The sequence below is a fragment of the Algoriphagus halophilus genome (assembly GCF_900129785.1).
Taxonomy (GTDB): Bacteria; Bacteroidota; Bacteroidia; order Cytophagales; family Cyclobacteriaceae; genus Algoriphagus; species Algoriphagus halophilus.
The window spans coordinates 1523260-1539088 of record NZ_FSRC01000001.1 but is presented as its reverse complement, the minus strand read 5'-3'; the positions used below and the strand labels follow the sequence as shown (position 1 = coordinate 1539088).

The 15829-nt window shown below is 39.8% G+C and carries 13 protein-coding genes; 3 read left to right on the top strand and 10 right to left on the bottom strand.

Features of this window, described 5'->3' with window-relative positions:
* Nucleotides 1–45 precede the first annotated feature (45 nt).
* The 7 genes from BUR11_RS06535 to BUR11_RS06505 form a co-directional block, all read right to left on the bottom strand.
* Nucleotides 46–2214 (bottom strand): S9 family peptidase, encoded by a 2169-nt coding sequence (locus BUR11_RS06535; RefSeq protein WP_074223973.1) that lies wholly within the window; start codon nt 2212–2214, stop codon nt 46–48.
* 265 nt (nt 2215–2479) lie between these two features.
* Nucleotides 2480–3598: an alpha/beta hydrolase-fold protein gene (locus tag BUR11_RS06530; protein WP_074225150.1), complete on the bottom strand. Its 1119-nt coding sequence runs from the start codon at nt 3596–3598 to the stop codon at nt 2480–2482.
* Nucleotides 3599–3754: 156 nt separating this feature from the next.
* A complete protein-coding gene (locus tag BUR11_RS06525) occupies nt 3755–3976 on the bottom strand; it encodes a hypothetical protein (protein ID WP_074223972.1) in 222 nt (73 codons plus the stop codon).
* Nucleotides 3977–4145: 169 nt separating this feature from the next.
* Complete coding sequence (locus BUR11_RS06520) at nt 4146–5120, bottom strand: hypothetical protein (RefSeq protein WP_143185863.1); 975 nt, start codon at nt 5118–5120, stop codon at nt 4146–4148.
* A gap of 211 nt (nt 5121–5331) precedes the next feature.
* On the bottom strand, nt 5332–6234 hold the full coding sequence (locus tag BUR11_RS06515; RefSeq protein WP_074223971.1) for a pirin family protein: 903 nt from the start codon (nt 6232–6234) through the stop codon (nt 5332–5334).
* Between the two features lie 96 nt (nt 6235–6330).
* A complete protein-coding gene (locus tag BUR11_RS06510; protein ID WP_074223970.1) occupies nt 6331–7929 on the bottom strand; it encodes an ATP-dependent DNA ligase in 1599 nt (532 codons plus the stop codon).
* Nucleotides 7926–8951, bottom strand: coding sequence for a ligase-associated DNA damage response exonuclease (locus BUR11_RS06505; protein WP_074223969.1), 1026 nt, complete (start codon nt 8949–8951; stop codon nt 7926–7928). Before BUR11_RS06505 ends, BUR11_RS06510 begins: the two co-directional genes overlap by 4 nt.
* Nucleotides 8952–9245: 294 nt before the next feature.
* On the opposite strand from BUR11_RS06505, the gene BUR11_RS06500 reads away from it, so the two are divergent.
* From BUR11_RS06500 to BUR11_RS06490, 3 genes are read left to right on the top strand one after another with little or no spacing between them, the layout of a single operon-like run.
* Nucleotides 9246–9677 (top strand): (4Fe-4S)-binding protein, encoded by a 432-nt coding sequence (locus tag BUR11_RS06500; protein ID WP_074223968.1) that lies wholly within the window; start codon nt 9246–9248, stop codon nt 9675–9677.
* An 11-nt stretch (nt 9678–9688) separates the two neighbouring features.
* A complete protein-coding gene (gene kefF / locus BUR11_RS06495) occupies nt 9689–10264 on the top strand; it encodes a glutathione-regulated potassium-efflux system oxidoreductase KefF (RefSeq protein ID WP_074223967.1) in 576 nt (191 codons plus the stop codon).
* Nucleotides 10261–12162: a monovalent cation:proton antiporter-2 (CPA2) family protein gene (locus BUR11_RS06490; protein WP_074223966.1), complete on the top strand. Its 1902-nt coding sequence runs from the start codon at nt 10261–10263 to the stop codon at nt 12160–12162. Before kefF ends, BUR11_RS06490 begins: the two co-directional genes overlap by 4 nt.
* Before the next feature lie 87 nt (nt 12163–12249).
* Here the strand turns inward: BUR11_RS06490 and BUR11_RS06485 are convergent, their stop codons facing one another.
* The 3 genes from BUR11_RS06485 to BUR11_RS06470 form a co-directional block, all read right to left on the bottom strand.
* Entirely contained in the window at nt 12250–13320 is a 1071-nt protein-coding gene (locus BUR11_RS06485) for a PCMD domain-containing protein (RefSeq protein ID WP_074225148.1), read from the bottom strand.
* 2 nt (nt 13321–13322) lie between these two features.
* Entirely contained in the window at nt 13323–14114 is a 792-nt protein-coding gene (locus tag BUR11_RS06480; protein WP_143185862.1) for a hypothetical protein, read from the bottom strand.
* Nucleotides 14115–14343: 229 nt separating this feature from the next.
* Complete coding sequence (locus tag BUR11_RS06470; RefSeq protein ID WP_074223963.1) at nt 14344–15600, bottom strand: DcaP family trimeric outer membrane transporter; 1257 nt, start codon at nt 15598–15600, stop codon at nt 14344–14346.
* Nucleotides 15601–15829: the final 229 nt, after the last annotated feature.

Genomic DNA, 15829 nt, shown 5'->3' with positions numbered 1-15829 from the left:
TCCAGTCTTTCAGATTGGAGGGCCTTTGGAATGATCCTGCTAAGCCTAATTTGGATGTGTCACATATCGCTCAAAAAACTCAACAATTCTTCCGATTCGATCAAATCGATGATTGATCTCTCCTGATCTTGACAATTCATGCCCTTCTCTAGGATATCGGATATACTCTACTGGCTTATCCATAATCTTCAAACTCTTATAAAGCAATTCAGATTGACGAACACCTGTTCTCAGGTCATTATCCCCATGAAAAATCAACAAAGGAGTTTCAATGTTCTGGACATAAGTTTGAGGGCTATTATAATCTAAAATCTCTTTGGCGCCTTCTTCCCAGGGATATCCAAAATAATTAGGAACTAACCTCCAAGCATTCCCTTCCCCCATAAAGAATGTCAGTTCGTAGACGCCCCTTTGGGTCACTGCAGCTTTGAATCGGTGATCATGTCCAACGATCCAAGCAGTCAAATAACCAGCATAAGATCCACCGGTCAATACCAGTTGATCTTCATTGATCCATTCGTATGCTTCTCCTGCTTTATCCAAGGCAGTCAATACATCTTTGGCGGGTCCATCTCCCCAATCCTTATAATTCCCTTTTTGGAATTCTTTTCCATAGCCTCCACTTCCACGTGGGTTGGCATATACAATTCCATACCCCTTTCCAGCCAATACTTGAAACTCATGCCACATGCTAGATTCTCCTGGTCCCCACATGGCAGTAGGCCCACCGTGCATTTCTAAAAGTGTAGGGTACTTATTACCTTCCTTCAACCCATAAGGTGGCATCACCCAGTAATCCACCTCGAAACCATCATGGCTGAACTGATGTGCTTTTGGTTGGGAAATCCAACGATCAGCTAGCCAAGCCTCATTGTATTGAGTAAGTTGCTGTGCACTTTTACCGTTGAGGTCAGCCTTATACAACTCATTTGGATTAGAAACCTGTGTCAAAGAATACACCAATTGACTGCCTTGGATATCGAAATCCCCTACCCCAACTGGTCCAGTAATGATCGGGCTTACCTTGCCATTGCTCACTTCAGCTTTGTATAAGGTGACACCGCCTTTGTTGGCTCCTGCAAAATAAATTGATCTACTATCATCAGACCATTTAGCTCCTCCCACTCTCCTGTCCAAGGACTCTGTTAACCATTTGATACCTGATCCATCTGGCTTTGCAACTCCAATAAGACTTTGGTTGAAATTGCGATCCTCATCTGTTTTCTGTCCAGAAATCATTATCCATTTGCCATCTGGAGAAAAAGTCGCTCCATTATATCGGTAATCATCCGAACCAATCAATTTACTTACAGCATGATCTGCAAGGTTAATTCTATAAATCGATGAATTAAGTTCACGGTTCAAGTCTGGGTGCTGATCACTTTCAACACTGGTTGCCAAGACATAGCTTCCATCGGGTGCCCACGCTGCAGCACCGAAACTTTGATAACCCGAAGTCAACGTTTCAGAAGTACCTGTTTTCAAATCATATACTCCCAAGTGCCGGAAACTAATATCTGTAGACAGTCCCCGCTCTCCTAGGAAATTGAGCCGATCAATAACTCTAGGATCATTTTTAGCCGCATTTTTTGCTAACCAAGCTCTAAGCTCTTCGACCGAACCATCCATGTTGGGTTTCAGATCTTCCTTCGCTTTACCTGCATTAATGGCTTCATAGTTGGGTTCATCACCATAGCTTCTACCTGGCCGAGGATTCTCCCAAGGAGGAGTGCCTTCCATGGCCCAAAGAGGAACGGAGAAAGAAAACAGAATTTTACTTCCATCTGGAGACCAAACTGGAGAAGAAGCTCCATCTTTTTCATCGGTCAACACTTGAGACTCACCCCCATCCATGGGTAATACCCATATCTGGGATTTTCCTTCCCAAGACTTTGTGAATGCCAATTTCTTTCCGTCAGGTGACAGGGTAAAATTGCTGATTTCATACGTTGGGCTATTCAACACTTTCGTCAACTCTGGATGATTCAAATTCATCAAAATCAGTTGACGTTTATAGTCAAATTTTCCATCCTTTTCGGCTTCCATGTAATTCTTAACAAATAACACTTGCTGTCCATCAGGCGTGATTTCGGGATTGGAAACAGAGACTATCTTGGTGAGATCGCTAAGCTGAATAGGCTTCTTATCCTGTGCCTGTAGAGCAAAGACGCTGATCATTAAAATAGAAAAGAGTATCCAGTTTCTATAGTTCATAAAGTTCAGTGTTTGGTGGTCAATGATTCATTCTGCTGAATGACCTGAACCTAGTAAAACATTTTAATGATCTAAAATAAAAAGTCATTCACCGGAAGAAAATTTTGCCAATGAATCTTTAATTGAGGTTAAGTGGCTCCTCATTCTTTGCTTCCTCTAACCCAGGCTAAAAAAAAAGAGAGGGATTCATCTTTAAAGATTTAAATCCCTCCCCATGAAATGGTAGCTAGAATTAAACCCAGCTATTCAATGATTGATTTTTCTTTTATTTAAAAAGTAGTGGAGCCATTTCATGTAAACTTCTTCTCCAGGTTTGAAATTCATGTGCAGTGCCTTCAGAAACATAGGAAACAGCATGATACCCAGCTTCTTTTAGAGCATTTACCGAAGTTTTAACTCTATCAGGGTTTTCTTTGCTTCCGCAACTAATAAATATCATTTTGACACCTGCATCCTCTTTGATTTCTTCTGGACTATAAACTCCACCACTAAGCAATCCATAGTAAGAAAATACTTCTGGTCTATTGAGGGTAATGGAATGTGTTTCCATTCCACCCATCGATAACCCTGCCATCGCACGGTTATCCTTATTGGACAAGGTCCTAAAATTCGAATCAATAAAAGGAATCAACTCGTCCACCAAGACTGTCTGAAAGGGTTCAATTTTAAAATCCCTCAATCCACCAAATTTTATCTCATTGGTCATCCCATAGGTCATCACTATGATAAAAGGATCAATTTCACCATTTGCAATCATATTATCCATAATTAGATTGGCATGCCCTTGATTACTCCAAGCGGTTTCATCTTCTCCCCAACCATGCTGTAAATACAGGACCGGATAACGTGTGGTAGAATTTTCAGCATACCCTGGAGGAGTATAAACAAAGGCCCTCTTAACAGAGGATGTACTTGGAGAGGGAAAAAGTACTTGTTGTACATTTCCATGCGGAACATTTTTCAAAGCATAAAACTCTTGGTCATGTGCAGGAATTTCTATCCCACTTTCCCAACGGGTAGAGCCATAATAATTCAATGCTCCTGGATCATTGAATGTTCCTCCATCAATGGTCAAGTGGTAATAATGAAATCCCTCATCCATAGGCCCTTCAGTAGTTCCCCACCAAACTCCATCGGAATCTTTAGTAAGTTTTGTACCGCCTCGACCTCCCAAACCTAAGCTAACATGGACAGTTTCTGCTTCTGGGGCTTCGATTCTAAATCGGGCATAGCCTTGTGAATTGACTTGAGGATAATCTTTTCCGGGTTGGTTCTTTGAGGAGGGCTTAAAATCTTCTTTAATCGCCTCACTTCCTGACTGTGCATGGGAGTTAGAAAAAGCAAAAAGCAATAGCACCGACAGGAATAAATAATTCTTTTTCATCATAAATAGGTTTTTTAGGTTTAGAAAAAATTCTCGGAGGAGAATCCATCCCGGAATTTACCGATTTTCAAACTAAATCCTACTTATCTACTAAGAATCAATATCTTGGCTTCACAAAAAATCGACTCTACATCTTACTACGAATCCTTAAGTAGATTAATCAATAACCTTGGTTTCTTTACCTAAGGAGTGCAGTTTACTTCCACTTCTCAAAATCAAATATCCTCCTGCTACCCCCAATGCAATCCTTAAAGCCACATTTCCTTTGATCAATGCAAGGGATAAAACATAGGTACCCGCTAATAAAGAGGTGAGGCCTTCAGAGTAATCTGTAACTCTTTTAATTCCTTGAACAAGACTGTTGGTTTCATCTTTCATAACTATTTTATTTAAACACCCTTTTATTATACAAAGCCTATGCTAAAGCCATTCCATTGATTTGGTTCGGCTGAGGAGGGGCTCAATGGATAAAAAACCTGCCGGACCTTACTAAACCGTGTAAAACTAACCGCAAAGTGAGCAATGTTAGGGCTTCGCTATTTTTGATTTAAGGCATAATTTCAAATGTTTTAAGCAAGTTCCTATTAGATGCATCCGGAACTTCTGAAATCAAAGCATACTTACCTGGTTCGAGCGTAGCATTAAAATAACCAGTACTCCCTGTAGGCATATCATTTACTCCACCTAGAAACGTGAAGCCCTCTGGAACAGGATCAATTAGACCATCCAAGTTTAACCAATTCATCCAGGTTTCAATCGCTGCCAAATCTCCAGAATCGTCTATTCTAACCAAGTTCACATCATGACCCTGAAAGTGCTCATATTTCTTCTGGTCTATATAATTTACTTGAAATGTATAGGTACCGGCTTTTTCAGGACTTTCAAATACAATTCCATTTTCACTAGAAATATCAATTGTGAAATCTGGAGTTGGCTCCGCTAAAGGTGACTTTTCCTCAGATACAATTAATGTTTTATACATTCCCATGTTGGTATGGAACATCCCATCTTTCATTTTCACATAACACTCCATGATATAGAATCCTGGCTCAAGTTTAAGAGTAGTTTCTGAAGTCATTCCTGGCGAAGTCAGTCCAACTCCTCCTGGCCAGGTGGTACCCGCATACCAAGCAGGAATTTTACCAAATGCCTCCATGGCTTCTTCGTTCTTTCCTTCATACATCTTCTTTATTCCTTCGCCGAAAGGAGGCAATAACTCCTCCCTGAATTCATCAACCGTAATACTATCAAGTGGATCGTCAATTAGGATAAAATGAGGTTGAGGTGAACGATTTTGGTATCGCCAGGTGACCCATCCAGAAGGAATGGTATCCACAGCTTGAAAATCCATATCCAGCGTTACAACATCCAACCTAGTTGGAGGTGTTACCTCCTCTGTTTCTACAGCTTCCTCTTTGGGTTCGGTACCACAAGAAGAAAGCAAAACCATACTTGCAACAAGGCTAAAAAAGAGATTCTTTACCTGAATCTTAGGAATAAATTCAACTTGTATACTCATCATTAAATCTTTTATTAAGTGATAAAAACTATTGTAAAAAGAAAAAAGACAGCTGTCATAACTATCTAATGATGAATAAAATACAATATTTATGATAGAAATTCAATTAAGAACACACTTTCTTGCTTTCTAAATATTAATTCTAGAAAACCGTAAAAATTAATTGAAATTCTCAAACGGAAATTCTCATACCTTACAAACCAACTCCTATTCCTTATTTCGATTTAAAGGGAGGTTCTGGAAGCGGTACAAATTCCTTGTCATCACCTGGAATTTTTGGAAAAACATCTAAATTCTGTGCTTTCCAGTTTTCCTTGGCATTTTCCAATTCCTCTTTATCCGAGCTAACGAAATTCCAAAACATAAATCGCTCTTCAGGAAAGGGCTCTCCCCCAAAGAGGTAAATAATAGTTTCCCCATTGGTCTCAAATTCACATAAGGATGGATTTTTGGCGATCAGCAATTGTTTGGTTCCATAATCATTTCCTTCCACCTTGACAGTTCCAGACAATACATACATCCCCACTTCACCAAATAGCCTTTCCCCGATATTGATTTTTTGGGCTCTTTTCGTTTTGATCTCTAAGAAATACAAAGGACTATGTACTTGCACAGGGGATTTCTTTCCAGAGATTTCTCCAGCAATCAGCTTAAACTCAATTCCATTTTCTTCCCAAACCGGTATCTCCGATTTATCATAGTGGAAAAAGGAAGGGGCCACCTTTTCTTTGTCTTTTGGTAATCCTATCCAAATTTGAAATCCATGTAAATATTTATCCCGCTTCCTTAAATATTCGGGAGTTCTTTCTGAATGTACTACTCCTTTTCCAGCAGTCATCCAGTTTACCTCCCCTGGTTTGATTTCTACCCCATTCCCTAAACTGTCGTTATGGAAAATCGCCCCATCAAAAAGGTAGGTCAAAGTCGAAATTCCTATGTGCGGATGTGGAGGCACATCGACATTTTGATATTCTTTTAAACAGGCTGGGCCCATGTGATCAATGAAAACAAAGGGGCCAACCGCTCTTTTTTCCCGAAAAGGTAAGAGTCTCCCGACCATAAAATTCCCGATGTTGGCAGCTCTCTCTTCTACTATTAAACCAATGGGTGACTGCATAATTGATGTTTAAACGTTGGGCACAAAGTCTACTTATATTTTCCCCCTCTCATTAATTAAATTTTGAAGTATTATAAAAATAAGCAACCGTCGCTATTATTTAGGAATTAATGCTTTTAAATCTTCCAGGGTATTGGCATCCCCAATTGATTTGTCTTTTCTCCATCTTACTATTCTGGGGAATCGCACCGCCACTCCACTTTTATGCCTATTGGAAAAAGCAATTCCCTCAAAAGCCAATTCAAAAACCAAGGTAGGCTCCACACTTCTTACCGGACCAAATCTCTCCAAAGTAGTTTTCTTGATAATGGCATCTACTTGCGCAAATTCTTTATCTGTAAGCCCTGAATAGGCTTTTGCAAAAGTTACCAGCTCTTGTTCTCCTTCTTTATTTGGTTCCCAAAGTCCAAAAGTGTAATCTGTAAAAAGGTTGGTTCTCCTTCCATGACCTCGCATCGCATAAGTCAACACCGCATCGATGGTTAAAGGATCTGTTTTCCATTTCCACCAATCCCCTTTTTTTCGCCCTACTCGATAGGATGAATCATTTCTCTTTAGCATCAACCCTTCACTTCGCTTTTCTCTGGCCAAATCCCGTTCAATACTTACTTCTGACCAGGAATTAAACTGCATCCTTTCTGAAAGTTGTAGCACAGGATGTACAATAGATTGGATCAGTGATTCCAGTTGAGTTCTTCGCTCTAGATAATTCTGACTCCTGATATCCATTCCTTTAATTTCCAACAGGTCATAAGCCCTGAAAACCACTGGAACCTTCTCAAGCAGACTTTTACTTACTGTTTTTCTTCCTATCCTAGTCTGAAGATCATTAAACGTCCCAACCTGCCCATCTATAAAAGGTAAGATTTCTCCATCCAACACGGTCCCATCAGGTAAAAAATCAACCAATTCTAACATCTCAGGATACTTATCAGACACCAACTCATCTCCTCTCGTCCAAATAAAGAGCTCCCTTTTCCGACAAATCATCTGGCCTCTGATCCCATCCCATTTATGTTCTGCCGACCAATCAGAAATATCACCCAAATCCTCCAACTCATTTTCCAACGCGTAGGCCAAGTAAAAAGGGTAGGGCTTGGATACATACGCCTGCTCATTCTTTCCAAAGATCAATTCCTCAAAGCCGGTAGTGGCAGGAATCCAGTCCCCCATCAGCCGATAGGCAAGTTCATCTTCCGGAACCTCGGTCACCTGGGAAAGTGCCTTGATCATCAATTTTTGACTGATTCCGATCCTGAATCCACCTGTAAGCAACTTGGTAAATACAAAGCGTGAATAATAATCCAACTGCATCCACATTTCTTGCACATAGTTCTTTTTCTCTTCCTCTGATTTAGGTTTTAAAAGAATTAATTCCTCTAGAATACCTGCCAAAGATTTTTCGCATTTCATCACATTATTGGGAATTACCAAAGCGATTGCTTCAGCTAAATCACCCACGATATGATAGCTATCCTCAAACAGCCATAATGGGATTTCGGCAAGCTCTGCCGCATACTGCCTTAGCAAGGTGGTATTGACAGGCCGAGGAGGTCGACGATGGGAAAGAATGGCAATGGTCCAGATTTTATCGGCTTCGGAGGCCCGCTCAAAATAGTCTGCAAGTGCAGCTACTTTTCTGTTGGTTTTGGTGGTAGCATCCAGCTCCTCAATCAGTTCAGCAAATTTCTTCATGATACTTCCTGAATAATTGAATTTGAACTTTCATCCACTTCTCCTTCATAATCAGTATTTTCCACACTGGCATCGTATCCAATTTCACGAAGATACTTGCTAAAAATATCTGTATAGCCATGGGTACAGATCACTCGCTCTGCTTCGCTAGCCTTGATGCTTTTGAGTAGCCCCTGCCAATCACAATGATCTGAAATCACAAAGCCTTTATCCGTTGATCTTCTTCTTCTTGCTCCTCTAAAAGCCATCCATCCACTACAAGTTCCTGTTTCGTAAGGAACAAGCTTCCGCATCCAAGTCGATCCATGAGCACTGGGTGGTGCCACCACGATTCCCCCTTGGATTTCCTTGCCTTTGGTTTCCCGGGTAATCAGATTGGTTGGAGGAAGTTGAATCTGCGGTCTAAGTACTTCCGTCATATTCTCAATTGCCCCATGCGTAAAAATCTTGCCAATGGAAGGATCTAAATACTTTAGTATCCTCTGAGCTTTCCCCAAGCTATACCCAAAAAGGACTGAAGTCTTTCCTTCTTCTTTATTTTCTAGCCACCATTGATTGATTTCCTCAAAGACCTGAGCTTGAGGTTTCCATTTGAAGGCAGGAATACCAAATGTACATTCTGTGATCATCGTCTGACATTTGATGGGTTCATAAGGTACCGCTACTCCATCATCTTCATCCTTATAGTCGCCCGTAAATACCCAAACCTCACCTTTATATTCCACTCTTACCTGAGAAGATCCAATGATATGACCTGCAGGATGAAGGCTGAATGTCACTCCATTTATCTGAAATGGCTCATTCCATGCCATCCCCTGAACAGGAATATCACCAAGTCGATGTTTTAGAATGGGAATATTTGAATGATGAGTTAAGTAACTCTTATGCCCAAACCGGGCATGATCCGAATGTCCATGTGTAATGATGGCTTGATTTACAGGCCTCCAAGGATCTAAATACACCTTTGCTTTGGGACAATAAATGCCTTTGGAATTGAAAACAAGAAGGTCTGATTGTTTCATGAACCGATCATATTCAGCAATAATAAAATGGAAATCTCACCCTTTATTCCATTATCCACGGGGTTGCCTTCCAAAGTTTCATAACCTTAAAATGACCAATTAGTTTGGTGAATGAAAGCCGAAGAGTTCTTTGAATCCCGGTCAACTCAATGTTTTCTTATAAGATTATCCAATCAAGGATAGTAACAAAACGCATATTCTCAACTTTGATCAAGTTTTTCCTTTCAAATCTGAACTAGACCACCCCATTCTTTCTTATCTTGTTTTTAAAGAACATGACCAAAAAACAAGCATATGGCTGAACCAATCAAAAAAGAATATACCAATGGGGAGGTAACCATTACTTGGGAACCTCATAAATGCATTCATTCAAAAAAGTGTATCACTGGGCTACCTGAAGTTTTTGATTTTGAGAGAAGACCTTGGATACTGGCAGAAGGAGCAAGCACTGAACGAATTATAAAACAAATCGACACCTGTCCCAGTGGAGCTTTGGGCTACTATTTCAAGGATGGGGTCAAAAAAATTTCAGAAGAATCCACCCAGGAGCTAATTGTAGAGGTTACTCCAAACGGCCCTTTAATGGTATATGGAAACCTACAAGTGAAATTACCCAATGGGGAAACCAAGCAAGAACATAAGGTTACTGCTTTTTGCAGATGTGGGGCAAGCCAGAATAAGCCATTTTGTGATGGGACACATAAAAAAATTAATTTTCAAGGATAAGATCATTCACCATGCGTAAAATCCTTGTTCTTTTTGCTCATCCAAAATATGAACATTCAGAAGTCAACCAAGTATTGCTCAATGCGATCAGTCACTTGGAAAACGTAGAGATCCGGGATCTTTATGAGCTTTATCCGGACTTTAATGTTTCTATACAGGCCGAACAAGAAGCCCTTTTCCAAGCAGATCTCATCATTTGGCATCATCCAATCTATTGGTATTCATGCCCTCCCTTATTAAAGCAATGGATTGATATTGTACTGGAATTTGGATGGGCATATGGGCCAGGTGGTATTTACCTGAAAAATAAAATGATCATGAACACCATTACTACTGGTGGTTCAGATCATGCCTACTCTGAAGAGGGTAGAAACCAACATCCAATCGAGGATTTCCTGCTCCCTTTCGAACAAACTGCTAAGTTATGCCTGCTTCAGTATTTAGCTCCATTTCAAGTGTCCGGGACCCATAAAATTACCAAAGAGCAACTCTCACAGAAAGGCAAAGAATATTATGAATTGATTCTCCACCTAAGAGATGCACCTAGCATACATCGTCCATTTCGACCTAAACAACTAAACTCATGAGTGGATTTTTTGCAAATGCTGTCGTCTATATCCTAGCTGCCATTGTCTGTGTACCCATTGCAAAAAGGTTGGGAATGGGATCGGTATTGGGATATTTATTGGCAGGAATCATCATAGGTCCTTATTTATTAGGGTTTATTACCAATGAAGGCCAAGGCCAGGACATCATGCATGCTACAGAATTTGGAGTAGTCATGATGCTATTTCTAATTGGTTTAGAATTAGAACCAAAAATGCTTTGGAGAATCAAAGACCTGATTCTAAGGATTGGTTTATCTCAAATCCTATTAACCTCTTTGATTGTATTTGGAATCGGGATTCTAGTTCAAATCCCTTGGCAGGCAGCTTTAGCAATCAGCCTTTCCATGGCTTTGTCTTCCACAGCGATCGTACTTCAATCCCTCAAAGAAAAGAACCAGATGAATCAGCCGTTGGGGAAAATGTCTTTTGGGGTATTGCTCATGCAGGATATTGCGGTGATTCCAATATTGGCGATTCTCCCCTTGCTGGTAGTGCAAGGGGCTCAATTGGCCAAAACAGACCCTGAACAAATGCATGGATTGATCGATCAGCTGCCTGCTTGGGCACAAACCCTATCCATCTTTGGGGCCATAGGAATTGTCATTCTCTTAGGTAGGTATGGTTTTGGACCTTTATTGAATTTTGTAGCAAAAACCAGGTTACGGGAATTGTTTACAGCCTCAGCTTTGCTGATCGTCGTTGGAATTTCTTTTTTAATGGAATTGGTAGGATTGAGCCCTGCCTTGGGGGCTTTCCTAGCTGGGGTCATTTTGGCTAACTCCCCCTATAGACATGCCTTGGAATCTGACCTTGAACCATTCAAAGGATTGCTATTGGGGCTATTTTTTATGGCTGTAGGTTCAACAATCAACTTTACGCTTATTTTCAATGAAGCAAGCACCATCTTTTCCATCACCTTTGGGATCATCCTGATCAAGGCACTTATCTTACTGGTACTTGGAACGATGAAGAAACTACGATTCTCATCCAACCTCAGCTTTGCAATTGGCTTATCTCAGGTAGGAGAATTTTCCTTTGTTACTTATGCGTTTGCCCTTCAGTTGGGGATTTTTTCTCAATCCATGTCTGACACGCTTATGGCAGTGACGGCATTGAGTATGACGATCTCCCCTATTCTAATGGTTATTCTTGACCTCGCTATCCTCCCGAAATTGGATAGAAATGAAGAGAAGAAAGATCAAAAAATGGATGAGGTAAATGAAAAAAACAAAGTATTATTAATAGGCTTTGGACACTTTGGCTCTACGGTGGGGAGGTTTTTAAGAGCAAGCGGAGTGGAAGCCACCATCTTGGATTCGGACCCAGAACGAGTGGAATACCTCCGAAAAATGGGCTTCAAGGTGTATTTCGGAGATGGAACCCGAGCAGAATTATTGGAATCTGCAGGAGCTCATGATGCGAGTATCCTAATTTCCGCCATAGATGACCGAGAAATCAGTAAAGTTCTGGTTGAACTGTGTCAAAAAGAATTCCCACATCTGGAAGTGATGATTCGGGCCAAGAATAGAATGGATGCTTTTGAATTAATGGATATGGGTGTTGAAAACATTTACAGAGAAAATCTGGACACCTCTATTAAAATGGGCGAAGATGCCCTGAAAAAATTAGGTTTTCGGGCTCATACCGTTCACCGGCTTGCCAAACAATTCCATGATTATGATGAAGCTTCGCTCAAGGTGTTGGTTAATTTCAAACACAATAGAGATGAATACATCAGCAAAACCAAACAGCAAATAGAAATCCAAGAAAGTCTGATATCAGGAGAGCTTTCCCGCAAATTCTCAGTAAATGACCATACCTGGGATAGTGAATCTATTAAGGAAGCTGTGAATTCTGAAACAGGAAATACGAAATGAAACTTGGGTAGAAGGATGTGGGATGTGGGAATTTCGAAATACTTGGAAAAAATCTCCCATTGGTAGGTGAAGCTGCTCACATTTAATCTATTCGTAAATCATTACCACGTCATCCAGGATCAATTCACTTCCTATTGCACCAGCAAACTCGGCTCCTGCAAAACTGGAAGAAGCCACGAAAGTTATATGCGTAGGAAGTATAAAAGCAGCAGAATCTTGGCTGACATAATTCTGATCCTTCGGCTTCATATAATCAGGAAAAGAATCGTCTAACTCTCCATACACAAAATCTAGGGTAACGGTGACCAAATCACTTTGCTCCTCCCCACTTCTCAACCAGACTGTAGCTAATCTTTCTGTAGTTCCTCCGCTTCTTACTTCCAAAAAGGCATATATATCCATCATGTCAGAATAAGGTAAGAGGTTTCCATTTTTATCTTTATTCTCAGTCCCTGGAATATAGCTGTAAGTGAATTGTATTTTTACGGGCCTGCCTGCAAACGGCATCCCAAATTCAATTGCTGCTTCGGGATCTTTAGGGTCTAAATTATCTGAATTGAATACACCAGTAAAAATAGAACCTGCTGCAATTGGAGCCCCGAAAGTACCTCCTAAAAATCCATTATCTAACGTTATCATTTGGGCAGCAAGATTATCATCGCCCCGATCATATGGGATAGTGGCCAATTTATTTAAAATGAAAGTTCCCTGATTTCCAGTTCCCCAAATGGTATTGTCCTTGCTTTCTCCTGGTTCGTAATAATCCGAATTGGTTTGATACCACAAATTTAAATCCCCATTGGAAAGTTGAGGCGTAGCGGAAGCTACCTCTGCTTGAATTAGCCAAGTATGTAGGCTACCGTCTTCGGCCACTACGTTTATTTCAAAGTCCTCTTCTAAGTCTAAAATATCTCCTACGGCAACATCTGCTTCCGCAAACGAGGATAATTCAAGTTTCTGAAGGGTAATTTCATTTAGATTCACTCCACCAGGTATTTCTACAGTTACCGTTTTTTCAGCATTATTAATGGCAGCTTGACTCGCTTGATTACTCACTTCAAAAGCTTTGATATTACCATAACTAGAATACCCAAAAAAATCTTCCTTCACACAAGATGTTAGCATGAAAAGAACTAGAAATAAATAGCTGTTTTTCATTTTCATTGACTAAATCTTTTCGCTCCTATATAATAGGCCAAACCAATATTAAGGGACAACAAATTGATATTGAAATCTACCGATTGTTTAATCCTTTTGGACTCTTGATTGCTTGCACCATCCTTACCTTTGGTAACATTAAGCTCGTAACCGAGTACATCTAACTGTACTTCAAAAGCAAAGGCTTCCATTACAAAAAAGGTGACACCTGGACTGATACCTACCCTAAAATTAAAATCCTTTGAATATTCCTTACTGACTACATCTACATTTGATGTTCTCCGGGTCAAAGTAGTACTATTTCCAAAAGTCACTCCCATTTCTGTGAAAAAACTAAGCCGCTCATTTTTAGTCAATGGAACTGTGGATCGGAAATTGGGAGTGAAGGAATAACCTCTCGTGATGGAATTGGAAGCAACTGTATCGGGTTCTCTATAAATATTTCCAATAAACTTATTTTGGAAATAATTCACACTTAAACCCACCATTGCATAATCACTGATATAATATCCGCCTTTGAGTACGATGTTATAATCAAGGCGATCCCCATCAATGATATTCTGGATCAAATAATCCGTATTCTCCTCATATTTATCTGTTAGATTAAATCTTAACCCGGTGTATATATTACGCTTCTTAAAGGGTTTAAAATCCTGCTCATAATAACTGGTAAGGAGTTCATAGGGTGTATAGTTACGATCAGTGCTATCAGTTTGGGCCATGCCATCAAAACAGGTAAAAAGAACCCATATCATCAAAAAGAAAAAATATACTGGCGCTGTCCCTTTAGTCATAAAACAGAAAAGTGATTTCGTAAAAGATACACAATGGATTCAGATTAAATTACAAACTTATTTGTTCCTGCGAAATCAAAGTCTTCCTCTTTTTCAAAAAGAGTATTTTACTTTCGACTGAATTCTATGTGTTTGATCGATTCTAGGTCAATAGTTTAAGCCTTTCTCTAATTAAACAGCTAAAATTTTGGTAATTAAACATTCTTTTCTGAAATCATTATTTTCTGTATCAAAATTCAAACTTGGCCATAAATTGAACTCGTTCTGCATTTCCAAATGCATCATTGGAAGTCCGTTGTGCTCCCCAGATATATTCAGCACCAATAGAAAATCTCTCATCGAAATGACGGACAAGGTTTAAGTGCCCGACACCTCCTCTTTTTAGGGCAAATGGTGCTCTAGAGTCTGGTGCATCCAGCCATCCATAAGCGTAATTAATATTGGACTCCAAGCCTTCTGCCCATCTGTGCATAAACCCAAGCATGATGGATTTAGCAGGTATGGCATCTAATTTCCCTTCTGCATTTAATACCGCATTGGCATTACTTCCAATAAATGCAATGATGTTTTCTCCACTTGCATTACCCAAACTAACATTATAAGTGAAGTAGTTGTTTTTCCCAATATATTGCCTTCCCGCAATTACCGCATCTATTTGAAGGACTTGATCTTTAGGGCCAGTAGTGCCTCCCTCCCATCGCAATTGGGCTATACTAGATCCAAGGAACAACACTCCCGTTTTCCAGCGGTAGTCCATTTTCAATGCTAATAGCGGTAGCTTTATGTTTGCCTGACCATCAAAATTATTTGAATTCTCTATACCTAAAAATCCTAAATACTCTAGACCTGCAGCTATTTTGATTTTTTCGCTTACTTGTTTTTGATATCTAACTTGTACAGACCGTCCACCAAAAAGAGCATCGCCGGCTGCAAAGTCAATCATAAAGGCCATTGATTCCAAAAATGAAAGGGTAGTCCAGGTTTGACCAATGATAAAATCTCCAGCAGCAAGATAGGCATGCCTGATTCGAAACCGTTGATCTGTATTGAAAAAATCGCCTTCAAAAAATAATTGGATAGGAATTTTATCCGTAGCAAACCGCCTAATATCAATATTAACCCGGGTTTCTTTCACCAAGGCGTATAAGTACCCATCATTGCCGTAAGTAGCTTCTCCCTCCACAGGAATGGAGGACATTAGGAATTGGCTTTTGTCCCTCGTTCCGTCAAAATCATATAACATATCTGCCTTTAGATACCCTCCAATTTTCATTCTTAAGTCTGTACCAAACATTGGCCACGAACCAAGAAAATCATCACTGGTCAGTCTTTCAGCCGCTGTTTTCAGAATATCTTCCTTGAGATCTGAATCCGGTATCACTAACTGGTTGTTAATTGTATCATTCGTATTCTTTCCCTGGGCAAAAACATGAAAAGACAATAAATTGAAGAAAAGAATTCCAAGAAGGAATGAATTGTTTTTCATAACAATTGATTATTAATCACTTGGGTCAATTTTTTAAACTAATTATTTTTAAATATTACTGAGAATGATTGTCAATATTCACTCATTTTTCATTTTAATTACCCGGGGAATATACCCCAAAAATAATCAATATGACCTCATGTCAACTGGGGATTTCAGTTACTTTTTACTCTTTTTTCTAAAGTCTCCCAAAAGTTGAAATAGAAATCCAATGTAAAACATCCCTCCT

Excerpts from the sequence above, each read along its gene's own strand:
- BUR11_RS06535 (WP_074223973.1), bottom strand. The coding sequence starts at position 2,214 with ATGAACTATAGAAACTGGATACTCTTTTCTATTTTAATGATCAGCGTC.
- BUR11_RS06530 (WP_074225150.1), bottom strand. The coding sequence starts at position 3,598 with ATGAAAAAGAATTATTTATTCCTGTCGGTGCTATTGCTTTTTGCTTTT.
- BUR11_RS06525 (WP_074223972.1), bottom strand. The coding sequence starts at position 3,976 with ATGAAAGATGAAACCAACAGTCTTGTTCAAGGAATTAAAAGAGTTACA.
- BUR11_RS06520 (WP_143185863.1), bottom strand. The coding sequence starts at position 5,120 with ATGATGAGTATACAAGTTGAATTTATTCCTAAGATTCAGGTAAAGAAT.
- BUR11_RS06515 (WP_074223971.1), bottom strand. The coding sequence starts at position 6,234 with ATGCAGTCACCCATTGGTTTAATAGTAGAAGAGAGAGCTGCCAACATC.
- BUR11_RS06510 (WP_074223970.1), bottom strand. The coding sequence starts at position 7,929 with ATGAAGAAATTTGCTGAACTGATTGAGGAGCTGGATGCTACCACCAAA.
- BUR11_RS06505 (WP_074223969.1), bottom strand. The coding sequence starts at position 8,951 with ATGAAACAATCAGACCTTCTTGTTTTCAATTCCAAAGGCATTTATTGT.
- BUR11_RS06500 (WP_074223968.1), top strand. The coding sequence starts at position 9,246 with ATGGCTGAACCAATCAAAAAAGAATATACCAATGGGGAGGTAACCATT.
- kefF (WP_074223967.1), top strand. The coding sequence starts at position 9,689 with ATGCGTAAAATCCTTGTTCTTTTTGCTCATCCAAAATATGAACATTCA.
- BUR11_RS06490 (WP_074223966.1), top strand. The coding sequence starts at position 10,261 with ATGAGTGGATTTTTTGCAAATGCTGTCGTCTATATCCTAGCTGCCATT.
- BUR11_RS06485 (WP_074225148.1), bottom strand. The coding sequence starts at position 13,320 with ATGAAAAACAGCTATTTATTTCTAGTTCTTTTCATGCTAACATCTTGT.
- BUR11_RS06480 (WP_143185862.1), bottom strand. The coding sequence starts at position 14,114 with ATGACTAAAGGGACAGCGCCAGTATATTTTTTCTTTTTGATGATATGG.
- BUR11_RS06470 (WP_074223963.1), bottom strand. The coding sequence starts at position 15,600 with ATGAAAAACAATTCATTCCTTCTTGGAATTCTTTTCTTCAATTTATTG.